The organism is Adonisia turfae CCMR0081 (assembly GCF_011009555.1).
Taxonomy (GTDB): Bacteria; Cyanobacteriota; Cyanobacteriia; order Phormidesmidales; family Phormidesmidaceae; genus Leptothoe; species Leptothoe turfae.
Map to the genome: position 1 here is coordinate 5,788,816 of NZ_QXHD01000004.1, position 11,564 is coordinate 5,800,379.

The window sequence follows — 11,564 nt, forward strand, 5'->3', positions numbered from 1 at the left end:
GCATTGGGGGCAATGCCCACTACCAGGGCTGAGGCAATTGGGGTGTAGGCTACGGTGCCAAGCGCCATCGCCGTTAGACCTATGACGACAAAGATTGATGGTGTAATTAGCTGCTGACCGACTAACCAGGTGCTGAAAAAGGTGACTCCCCAAAATCCTAAGGCAATCATCAGGGCATGGGGCTGAGTAAACCGTTTGAGCCAACGAACCATGGGCAGTTGGCAAAGGGCGGTGAGCACAATGGCCCAGGTGAAAATACCACCGACCGCTGCGTGATTATCAAGGCCGGTAAAGCGATTGAGATAGAGGGGTAGGGTGCTTTGGGATTGAGAGAGGTAGAGGGTGAATAGGCAATTGACGACGACATAGATTTGGAGGGTGCGATCGCGAATAGCTACCTGCCACCCCTGCCAAAAATTGCCCCCAGTAGTTTTTGTGTTCAGGGTTTCCGCAATGGCAATTGCGATGACGGCATAAAACACGATAAAGGTGATGCCGTCTAGGGCAAACAACAAGCGGTAGGCCTGAAAAGCGGCAATCATAGCGCCACCGATGACCACACCCGCACTTAACCCCAGGCTATCTGCCAAGCGCACAATGGCAAACGCTTCGTTTCGATTGTTTTCAGTGGTCAAATCTGCGACGACAGCTTCGGTGGCAGGCCAGTATAGTCCTACCCCCAACCCCATCAGTAAATTGGCAATGACAAAGCCGATAAAGTCGTGGGTGATCACAAAGCAGCCATCGGCCACAGCCGAGATAGCTGCCGATATCAATAAGGTGCGTCGTCTGCCCCATTGAGGAGAATCTGCCATGGAGCCCCCAGCAAAGCGGCCGATCATGCCTGATAGGGACTGGCTGCCTAGCCCCAGGCCAATGGCGGTGGCTGATAGGCCCACATCGTCAGCAAAAAACAGCGGTGCGTAAAACAGGGTAAACCCAATGCCCAGCTGAGAGAGTAATCGACCAGCAGCCAAAATCCAGAGGCGGATATCAAGGTTAGGAAAAAGCGTCACTACTGGTTTAAAGGGGGGCAATTCTGATTTATACAACTGATGGTCACAAGACTGCTTGCATAGCTGCTATCTATGTAGAAAGACATGTAAAGCAAGACGCTTTCATTCCTGAATGGTCACCTATTTCATCACACTGATTTCACAGTTGTTGTCCTTGATCAACAGCACTAACCATATTTGGCTACCTCCCATCGTTACATTCATTGTCATCAAACTCATCTGCCATCGTCACTTTCGGCGACGGTGGGGGGCGTTATGCAAACGGGGGGCGCTGTTGGGAGTGATGGGCTATATAACTGTCTTTATTTTGCTTTGGACTCAGCAACCAAGATTACTCTATCGCCCTACCCATGCACTGCAAACGACGCCGGAGTCCCATAATCTTCACTACGAGGATGTCTGGATTCCTGTGGCGCAGGATAAACAATCTTCTCCGGAACATCTCCACAGCTGGTGGCTGCCAAAGACTAAACAGCGCATGGGGACGCTGCTCTATCTCCATGGTGCAGGGCTAAATATTGGGTTCCATGTCACCCAAGTCCATTGGCTGCGAAAGTTGGGGTTTGATGTGTTGCTCGCAGAGTATCGGGGCTATGGTCTCAGTGAAGGTGGTTTTCCCACAGAACGCTCTTTTTACGAAGATGCTGAGGCAGCTTTAGGCTATCTCACTGATGGGCTGGGTATTGCTGCCAATGAAATAGTGGTCTACGGCCATTCTTTGGGAGGTGCGATCGCAATTGACTTAGCCAGTAAACATCCCAATTTGGCGGGGGTTATTGTGCAAAACACGTTTACCTCAATGTCAGCCATGGTGGCTCGTTCCGTTTATGCTCGCTGGTTTCCAGTGCAGGCAATTCTCCACCAGCGTTTTGAGTCCATCCAAAAAGTCCGTCAGTTGCAAATACCAATATTGTTTATCCACAGCACTGGCGATCCGTTAATTCCGCTATATATGGGTAAAAAGCTATATAAAGCAGCCCGTGGCCCCAAAGACTTCATTGTGTATAAAGCTAACGTTCATCACAATGCGGTGGGTGTGTTTAAAGAGTCTGCATCTGTGGCTAGGTTAAAACAATTTGCGCGAAAAGTGCTGTCAGTAAGCTAGTGGTCGATAATCTCATTTTTAGGGGTTTCCTCGGGTAGAATTCAGTGGGCCTATTTGGGTAGGTTTTCAATTAATTCAGGACTTGAAATAGATATGGCAGAAACAGTTCCAGTGGATCGGCGGCAGCGGGCTCAGGAGTTGCGATCGCAACTTCAAAAAGCAAGCTATGCCTACTACGTTCTGGATGCACCTGACCTGCCTGACGAAGTTTACGATCGCCTTTACCGCGAACTACAAGACTTAGAAACCCAGTATCCAGAATTGGTTACGCCCGATAGCCCGACCCAGAGGGTGGGTGAACGGCCAGCCAGCCAGTTTACGGCGCTTGAGCACAACATTCCGCTATATAGCCTCGAGAATGCCTTCGATATTGACGAATATCGGCAATGGGAAGGTCGCTGGCAGCGGCAAACCCCCGACATAGACTCAGCCGCTGTGGTTGCCGAACTCAAGATTGATGGCAATGCTCTGGCCCTGACCTATGAAAAGGGTTTGCTGACTCGGGGGGTAACCCGAGGCGACGGCATCAGCGGGGAAGACATCACGCAAAATATTCGCACCATTCGTTCGATTCCCCTGCGGCTACAAATTGACAACCCACCCCCCCGTGTCGAAGTTCGGGGGGAAGCCTTTATTCCCAACGATGTTTTTGATCGCATTAACGCCGATCGTCAGGCTAATGGAGAAGCCCTGTTTGCAAATCCCCGCAATGCTGCAGCGGGGACACTGCGCCAGCTAGATTCTCGGGTGGTGGCTCAGCGGCGTCTCGACTTTTTTGCCTATACGTTACTACTGCCTGAGGGCGAAGGTGGGCTGACGTTACCCCAAACCCAAGAAGACTCCTTGGCGGCACTCCAGACCCTTGGATTTAAGGTCAACCCCAACCGTAAGCTTTGCCCCACCGCCGCAGACGTTGCCCAGTTTTATGACCAGTGGGACGAGGCCCGTACCCAGCTGCCCTATCTGACCGATGGTGTCGTCGTGAAACTGAATGACTTACCCTTGCAGGAACGATTAGGGTTCACCCAAAAGTTTCCCCGCTGGGCCATTGCTCTTAAATACCCTGCCGAGGAAGTTCCCACGATTTTGCAAGATATGACGGTGCAAATAGGGCGTACTGGTGCCGTTACGCCTGTGGCTGAGTTGGCCCCTGTAAAGCTAGCGGGCACGACTGTGTCCCGCGCAACATTGCACAATGCCGATCGTCTGGCCGAGCTTAATTTGTATAAGGGCGACACAGTGATCGTTCGCAAAGCCGGTGAAATTATTCCTGAGGTAGTGCGGGTTTTGTCAGACCTAAGACCAGAAGGAGCACAGCTTTGTCAGTTGCCCACCCACTGTCCTGAATGTGGTGAAACATTGGTGCGGCCAGTCAATGAGGCGGTAACTCGCTGTATCAATCCGTCTTGTCCTGCAATTGTTCGGGGTGACTTGATTCATTGGGCTAGTCGCCAGGCCCTAGATATCGCTGGTCTGGGTGAAAAATGGATACAGCAACTTCTGGCGCAGAATCTTGTTAGCTCCGTTGCTGATTTGTATGAGCTTACGGTGGAAGAACTTTTGTCCCTAGAACGTATGGGGCAAAAGAGCGCTCAGAATCTAGTAGATGCGATCGCTGCCTCTAAATCCCAGCCCTGGGCTAGGGTGCTGTTTGGATTAGGGATTCGACATGTGGGCGCGGTGAACGCCCAACTTCTAGCCAAGCAATTCTACACCGTAGATCTATTGGCTACGGCTCCTCCTGAAGAAATTGAGTCGGTTTACGGCATTGGTCCGGAAATTGCCTATTCAGTTTATGAATGGTTTCAGGCAGAGGCTAATAAGAGCCTGATCACGCGACTAAAAGACAAAAAAATTGGGGTACAGCTAGAGGGGGCACCACCATCAGACGAGCCTACCGATCTGCCTATGATGGGAAAAACTTTTGTCCTGACTGGCACTTTGCCCACTCTAAGCCGTAAGGAAGCAAAGGCCAAAATTGAGGAAAGTGGCGGTAAAGTGACCGGATCCGTAAGTTCTAAAACAAGCTATGTTGTGGTCGGTGTAGATGCCGGATCAAAGCTTGCTAAGGCCGAAAAACTGGGTATTCAACGTTTGAGTGAAGATGATTTGCTGACGTTGCTACAACAAACGGCATCCTCATAACTAGTTTTTTGGGGTTTTGTCTGGCTGCGAATACAAGGTTATCCATGAAACGAGTGTGCTTATCAGCTGCAATAAAGGGCCTACAACGTCTAACCCTGGGCATGGGAGCCGTGTTGGTGGCGGCTATCCCTAGTCAAGCGGCGGACCGAATCACATTTGCGTTTGGTCCGATTGAGCGTTCCATTGAGCTGGCTGATTTGGAGCAGTTGGTTGAGGACGGTGTGCTCAGTGACGATCTTGCCTACTATGCAAGATTTTTACCCGATGACTATGACATCGAAGAAGTTAGACAAGCCCTGACCTGGCGTGTGGAAGAAGACATTGCCACCATCAATGTAGATGTGGTGCTGCTCGATCGATTCTTCTACACGAAGCAGGGAGAGTATCTCTTAAATATTGCTGCTGATTTTATTCGCACAGAGGCCCGGCGCAGCGATCTACGTGCCTTACGGGGAGCAATTTTAGTTGCTGTTTCCGATGAAGATGAAGGCCTCACTCTCTTAAATGCGATTCGTCGGTTTCCATCCCCAGAAATGCGCATCGAGTTAGATCGGGGACTGGGGCTGTTGCGTGAGATTAATCGAGCGATTTATGAAACCGATGCATCCATTGCTTTACTAGAGCGTTTGGGGGCTCCTACCGGTAATCTTTCAGAAGCAGACCAGGCGCGTTTACTGGCTTTGGCGAATCAGGCGCGACAGCCTGGACGCTATCAGGTGGAACGGCAAAGATTGTCAGGCAATGCGCCGATTCCGGCGGATATCTATTTGCCCACATTACAAGGTCAGCGCCAGCGCAATCGTCCCACGGTGATTATTTCCCACGGTTTGGGGAATGATCGTACATCCTATGCCTACCTGGGACGTCATTTAGCATCCCATGGCTTTGTTGTGGTCAATGTAGAACATCCTGGCAGTAATGCTGAGCAAATTAATGCGCTGTTGGTGGGCCAATCGGCAGATGTTGTGGCCAATGAAGAGTTTATTGAACGGCCACGACAAATTTCTGCCCTGCTTAATTACTTAGAGCGTGAGGCAAGTCAATTTGGTAGCTTGATCAACTTTGCTGCAGTGGGACTAGTGGGCCAGTCTTTTGGTGGCTATACAGCCTTGGCGTTAGCGGGTGCCACACTTGATTTTGAAATACTTCGGGAAAGCTGTCCCCCCAGTTCACTGTCGCTAAATGTGTCGCTATTGCTGCAGTGCCAGGCAGGGCAGCTAGCTGAGCCCAGTGAAACCATGTTGTCATTGCAGGATGGTCGGGTGCGGGCTGCGATCGCAATCAACCCCATCACCAGCGTCCTTTTTGGTGAAGAAAGCATGGGGCAAGTCACCACCCCCACCATGATTTTTGCCAGCGGAGCTGATACCGTTGCCCCTGCTTTGCAAGAACAGTTGGTTCCCTTTACCTGGCTTACCCAGCCCGAGCGTTATCTCATGCTCATGCGCCAGGGCACCCATTTTTCTACCATTGCCATGACTGAAACTGGCAGCGAAGCCTTTGACTTGCCGAGCGAGATCCTTGGTCCTGAACCAGAGCTAGCGCAAGATTACTTAGAGGCATCAAGTCTGGCCTTTTTGACTCAGCATCTGAGTGGAGATATGACCTATGCAGATTTACTGACGGCGGACGGCATCGCTCAGCTCAATGAGGAGCCAATTCAACTGACCTTGGTACAAGAACTCACCGGTCCCACCTTGGCCGATCAATTAGGGGGGCCTCCCCGATCAGCAACAGACTCCATTGAATCACCTGGGGGAGAGCCGTTGCCTCCGGATGTACCCGTGATGGATGCACCCGTGACAGACCCCGCAACCACAGCACCCCCCGTCACCGAGGTGATCTTAGAGGAACCACAGCCTGTATTGTCTAATCCGTCTACCCAGTAGCCCTGATAGGATAGCTTCTGTGAATTGCCCATTGTCTGCCATCAGCCTATGCCCGACGGCTTTCTTAATCTCCATAAACCTACTGGGTGGACATCCCACGACTGTGTCGCCAAGCTACGTCGTCTGCTCCAGACTAAAAAGATTGGCCATGCCGGCACGTTAGACCCGGCAGCAATAGGGGTGCTGCCCGTTGCCGTGGGCCGAGCAACACGGCTGCTGCAATACCTGCCTGACGATAAAGCATACCGAGCCGTTGTCCAGTTGGGCACCACCACTGATACAGATGATTTAGAGGGAGCTGTGTTAACTCAGACGTCAGCGGCCCATTTGAGCCTGTCTGCTGTCACCGAGCAATTGGCTAATTTCCAAGGAGAAATTCAGCAAATTCCGCCAATGTACAGTGCTGTGCATGTTAATGGTCAGCGGCTGTACGACTTAGCGCGACAGGGCAAAGCCGCCACCATCGATGTGCCCTGTCGTCATGTGGTCGTGCACTCCATTAATGTTGTGAACTGGCAACCCGGTGAAAGCCCAACTATCACCTTAGACATTGCCTGTGGAGCCGGTACCTACATTCGTTCAATTGCCAGGGATTTAGGACAGTGTCTCGGGGTAGGCGGCACCCTGTCTTCGTTATTACGTACACAAAGTAGCGGCTTTAATTTAGATACCAGTATTTCCTTTGAACAGTTAAATGAGCAACTAGAGCAACTTCAATTAATCACTCCGGCGGTGGCCATGGGACATTTGCCCGAAATAACACTCCCCCTTGAATTAGGTCGTCGGTGGTGTTTAGGGCAGCGTGTGCCCAGGGAACCGACCATTGAGTTGGAAAAGCCTTTACGTGTCATTACTGAAGCCTGTCCATTTTTGGGTGTGGGTGTCTTCCGGATTAAAGACCATCAGCCTCATTTAGTTCCCAAAATGGTGTTTGTGCAACCTTCTTGACGACGCATCAGTTTTAATTTCAGTGATTATCTGTAGTCGTCATACAGAACATGTAGATATTAGGGAAACCAAATAAAGCTTAGATGTGTCCTTTAAATGTGCATCCCCGTGATTTTTACTAGCTAATTTGTCGTTCACTGGGTAAGACGTCCATGTCTAACTGGGATCCTTCTTCTGCGCTTAAGCACTTCAAGGTGGGGGAAGTCATTTTTTCTGAGGGTGATCCTGGAGATTCTGCTTACATCATCGAGTCAGGCAGGGTAGAGGTTGCAGTCAGTGTTGATGGTCAAGCGTTTCCCTTACGTATTCTGACGAGTGGTGATGTCTTGGGGGAAATGGCCGTCATGGACACGGCACCACGCTCTGCATCAGCCAAAGCGATTGAAGAGACGGTGTGTGTTGCCATTTCGAGCCGTCAAATTTCAGAACGCATTCAAGGGGCAGACCCCATTGTCCAGCTCTTGGTGACCACGCTGCTTCACCGGATTCGTAGCACGCCTCAAGTGACGTTATCTGGGTATCCCAAAGTGGCAACAGGCCTACAGCAAGCGCCATCGGACAATGATGAGGTTCTGGACAAAATACGTCTGGAATCGGAATTACGAGCGGCGTTGGAGAATCAGCAGCTACGACCTCACTATCAGCCCTTGGTTGATATTCAAACTCGTCGGATCCTTGGTTTTGAAGCTTTGATCCGTTGGTTTAGCCCTACGCGGGGCCATGTGTCTCCTGGTGAATTCACCAGTATTGCCGAAGAAACGTCCTTGATTATTCCCATTGGTCAGCAAACGTTGCAACAGTCCTGTCGTGATTTGGTGCAGCTGCAAAAGTCTTGTCCAGACAGACAATTGTTTATGAGTATCAATGTGGCCCCTCGACAGTTAGCTGAAGACGACTTTTTAGCGGCATTGCAACTTATTGTGGAGCAATATGGACTGCATCCATCCCAGGTCAAGCTTGAAGTTACAGAGCGGGTATTTATGGAAGATCCTGTTGCCCTTGAAAGTCTCCAGACCTGTCGGCAAGCCGGGTTCCATATTGCCTTGGATGATTTTGGTACTGGCTTCTCAAGCCTGAACTATCTCACTCGTTTTGAAGTGGATGGCTTCAAAATTGATCGGGCCTTTGTTCAAGAAATTCTGACCAATCCACGGACGCAGGTGTTATTGGAAAGTATGCTCACCATGGCCCATGGCTTAGGTATGCAGACGGTTGTGGAAGGGATTGAAACCCAGGAACAACTTCAGGTGCTGCAGCGGTCTGGGTGTGATATTGGTCAAGGCTATTTCTTTGGGAAACCTTTGCCTTTTGCTGAGGTACAGCAGCTACTGGTGCAAGAACGGGTTCAAAATCCAATCAAATCGTAGCGACCTGCTTGTTCTACTAAGAGTGTTGCGGGTTTGTTGATGGTTTTGCCTGTGATGGCCAGCAAGGAGCGTTGCTGACCCACATCACTGTAGAGTAGTTTGCCATTGTCAGACAAAATCATGACTTTACCTGGGAAGAGTCCGAGCTCGGAGGGCACGCCAGGGCCCATGGTAAAGATATGCTCAGCGGTTCGGTCGCCCATTAAGTCCATCCTGATATATTGCAGGTGAGGATAAAGCTGCGCTGTCTGTTCAAATGTCATGCCTAACTGACGACTGATGGCCTCTGCCATTAGAGTTAGAGTATCGGTTTGATGGAAATCTGTCTGGGGGAACTGTGTCGACTCTGCGTCATCAACTGAAGACTCGTTTGTCGCGTTACGGCTTTCGACAGGCGGTGTTGGTGCTGTTTGCCACGGTAGCGTGGTAAGCCATTGCAGACTGTTAGGCGTAGTTACTAATGTAGAACCATTTATTTTGGGGCCACTGGCTAAAAAGGTAAGCTTTGATCCAGTGGTTTGGACGCCATGAACGGTGACTCCGGCAACATGCCGATTGCCACTAAATAATTGCAACTGTCTGCGAATGGCTACGGATTCTGCCCACATGTTAGTAGCTGTGATGGCTACGGGGGGGCGTCCCCAACCTGTGTTGTCTTGAAGCAGTTGCACATTGATGTGATACCAGCTTTGTCCAGGGGCCAGAGTCGGCAGGGTTTGCGATCGCAACCACCCATGCCCCGGTGCACCCACAGCGGTTGCTTGGCCAATCAAGCTGGTGTAGCGCCCTGGCTCATTGGTCGCAGGCAAAGATGCTGTGGATGTGTTGGTGTCTGAGTAGCCGTTGATCAGCGCAATATTTTCAGCAAACTTTTGACCTCCCAGCGCCTGTAGGCGCTCCAGCGTAGCTTTTGAACGTGTCTTTTTCTGTAGCCATTCTTCCCCGGCTTCTGGCGATTGGCGAGACGTTACTAATAACGCTCCCCAAATCTGCGTTGTCACATCCTTGGGATGGACTTGTAGATGTGTGGTGACCCCACGCCAGAGGGCATCAAAATCCCGTTCTAATCGTTTTAGCGTAGGACCATAAATGGCTGGGTTGTTTTCTAACGTGCTGAGAGCCTTATCCCACTGGCCATCAATCAGATAAGCCAGAATATGCTGCTGCTGACTTGATAAGGTTTGGTCTGTTTGAGCTTTGGTGCGTGTAGCGTGCAGCTGAATTAAGTCAAGCTGTGCTTGAGCCTCGGCTGACCAATCGTGTCCCAAGGTTGCCTTGGCAGATTCCATCATCTGGAGACTATGGGACCAGACAGATCCTTGCGCCAGTTTTAGAGCTTTGTCATAGAGAGAGGTACTCAAATCTTGCTCATACACTGAACGATAGAGGGAGACTTCCTGTAGCCGGGGTGGATCGTTGGGAACGAGCTGATACAGCAAAAAACTGGGTCGTAGGCCAACGGTTTGGTCAACAATTAGCTGTTTTCCGGTGTCTTCGTTTTTCCATTGGGGTGGTTGACCCGCTGGACTCGACCAGTTTAACAATCGATGCAAGCGTTGAGCGTGGGACTGATAGCTTAAAATCTGGCCGTATCGCATGACGGTATTGCCGTAACGGCGCTGTCCCTCCAATAACAACCAAGGCTCATTCGCTGCTTTTCCAGCCATGGGCTGCACAGATGATAAAGAGGCGTCACTATCTACGCTAGCTACCTGAGACGCTGTACCCACCAGCGGTGTCGTGATAAACGATTCTTTCATGGGGCGAATCTTGACCTGTTCAACCCGTTGGAGCTGATCGTTCTGAACGCGATACACCCATAGTTCTTGAATAGTTTTGTCGTCGCTATTCAAGATTGGATAGAACCAGGCTTTGGGCTGATCGGCTCTAGGCCAGGCAATGGGTTGGCCATGGGTAATGTTTTGAGCCCGCATCTCCGCCTGAATCTCATCTGCTGTCTGGGGAGCTGCCTCAAAGGTATTGACTAACCCAGGGAACGCCGTCTTTAGCCAGTTTGGACTATAGGGGTCAACAATCAGTTTGGCACCTGATAAAATCATCGCCACCAATAAAGCTCCACCGCTGCCTAAGGCCAGCCAGCTTAACAACGACCAGGGAATACGCCCCGTCGTTGGACTCACCAAAAGCTTTACTTGAGCGGTGGGTGGATTTGATTTGCTCAGACCCATAGGGATGTTGTCATCAGAGCAGCAAGACCAAATAGTCTCTAGGAGGATAGCACTTGTGCGTATTTTTGCCCGAGGCTTTCCCAGTTAAATTCAGCTTCAATCATCTGACGTGCATTCGCGGATAATGTTTGACGCAATGCAGCATCTTCAAATAATTGACCGATGGCCTTTACATAGTCCTCTGGCTGGTTGGCCCGCAGGGCTCGTAGCGGTACCCCCTCAACATCTACTGCCATGCCCTCAAGACCGCGATCGCTACCCACAACCGGCACCCCTACGGCCATGGATTCCAGCGTCTTGGTTTTAATGCCGATGCCTGCCCGCAGCGGCACTACACTGACCGTCGACTGCTGTAGACATTCTGTAATAGACGGCACCCGACCCGTGACCGTCACACCAGGGATACTGTCCAATTCTTTAACGGCGGGGACAGGCCGGGTGCCCACGAGACTTAACGTGGCCTCAGGATAGCGCTGCCTCACTAGGGGAAAAATTGTCTGGGCAAAATAGCAGGCTGCGTCGATATTGTGAGACGAATCCATTGCTCCGATAAAAATCAAAGATTGACCACCGGGGTCATGGGAGCGATAGGGGGATGTCTCTAGATCAACCCCCGTCGAAACAATATTGATGTTGGCGTCTGGTATCAAGCTTTGAATATGTTTGCGATCGTTCGGTGTGGTGACTACCAGGTGGGTGAATTTTGCACAGTACCGTTTTTCATAACGGGCCAAAAGGGGCAGATACAAGCGATCGCGTAGGGTATTTTCCGATGCGCCTGCCTCCAAATGATCAAGCACCCAGCCGTAGACAGAGCTATGGATATCCGCTACCGTCTTTACACGCTCACGCAGCTTAGGGTGCACGTACATTTCATTGACACCATGCTCACAAACAACGGCGTC

At 50.8% G+C, this 11,564-nt stretch carries 8 protein-coding genes; 5 read left to right on the forward strand and 3 right to left on the reverse strand.

The features are described from left to right. The coding region (locus tag DXZ20_RS28555) for an MFS transporter (RefSeq protein ID WP_163703643.1) at nt 1-1,016 on the reverse strand (1,016 nt) is incomplete at its 3' end. A 112-nt stretch (nt 1,017-1,128) separates the two neighbouring features. Between DXZ20_RS28555 and DXZ20_RS28560 the strand changes: the two genes are divergently transcribed. From DXZ20_RS28560 to DXZ20_RS28580, 5 genes are all read left to right on the forward strand, one after another. Beyond that, nucleotides 1,129-2,121: an alpha/beta hydrolase gene (locus DXZ20_RS28560; protein ID WP_163702505.1), complete on the forward strand. Its 993-nt coding sequence runs from the start codon at nt 1,129-1,131 to the stop codon at nt 2,119-2,121. Between the two features lie 93 nt (nt 2,122-2,214). Further along, nucleotides 2,215-4,266 carry an NAD-dependent DNA ligase LigA gene (gene ligA, locus DXZ20_RS28565; protein ID WP_163702506.1) on the forward strand — a complete coding sequence of 684 codons (2,052 nt, stop codon included), beginning with the start codon at nt 2,215-2,217 and terminating at the stop codon, nt 4,264-4,266. Nucleotides 4,267-4,310: 44 nt separating this feature from the next. Next, nucleotides 4,311-6,155, forward strand: a complete 1,845-nt coding sequence (locus DXZ20_RS28570) for an alpha/beta hydrolase (RefSeq protein WP_163702507.1) — start codon at nt 4,311-4,313, stop codon at nt 6,153-6,155. 48 nt (nt 6,156-6,203) lie between these two features. Next, nucleotides 6,204-7,103 carry a tRNA pseudouridine(55) synthase TruB gene (gene truB / locus DXZ20_RS28575; protein ID WP_163702508.1) on the forward strand — a complete coding sequence of 300 codons (900 nt, stop codon included), beginning with the start codon at nt 6,204-6,206 and terminating at the stop codon, nt 7,101-7,103. A gap of 152 nt (nt 7,104-7,255) precedes the next feature. Continuing rightward, nucleotides 7,256-8,470 carry an EAL domain-containing protein gene (locus DXZ20_RS28580; protein WP_163660544.1) on the forward strand — a complete coding sequence of 405 codons (1,215 nt, stop codon included), beginning with the start codon at nt 7,256-7,258 and terminating at the stop codon, nt 8,468-8,470. Here DXZ20_RS28580 and DXZ20_RS28585 read toward each other — a convergent pair. Continuing rightward, a complete protein-coding gene (locus tag DXZ20_RS28585; RefSeq protein ID WP_163702509.1) occupies nt 8,449-10,659 on the reverse strand; it encodes a hypothetical protein in 2,211 nt (736 codons plus the stop codon). The two genes, DXZ20_RS28580 and DXZ20_RS28585, sit on opposite strands and share 22 nt — an antisense overlap. 38 nt (nt 10,660-10,697) lie before the next feature. Further along, the coding region (locus tag DXZ20_RS37870) for a glycosyltransferase (protein ID WP_250565956.1) at nt 10,698-11,564 on the reverse strand (867 nt) is incomplete at its 5' end.

Bases quoted from the DNA above. Each gene is read 5' to 3' on its own strand.
- DXZ20_RS28560 (WP_163702505.1), top strand. From the start codon at position 1,129: ATGGTCACCTATTTCATCACACTGATTTCACAGTTGTTGTCCTTGATC.
- ligA (WP_163702506.1), top strand. From the start codon at position 2,215: ATGGCAGAAACAGTTCCAGTGGATCGGCGGCAGCGGGCTCAGGAGTTG.
- DXZ20_RS28570 (WP_163702507.1), top strand. From the start codon at position 4,311: ATGAAACGAGTGTGCTTATCAGCTGCAATAAAGGGCCTACAACGTCTA.
- truB (WP_163702508.1), top strand. From the start codon at position 6,204: ATGCCCGACGGCTTTCTTAATCTCCATAAACCTACTGGGTGGACATCC.
- DXZ20_RS28580 (WP_163660544.1), top strand. From the start codon at position 7,256: ATGTCTAACTGGGATCCTTCTTCTGCGCTTAAGCACTTCAAGGTGGGG.
- DXZ20_RS28585 (WP_163702509.1), bottom strand. From the start codon at position 10,659: ATGGGTCTGAGCAAATCAAATCCACCCACCGCTCAAGTAAAGCTTTTG.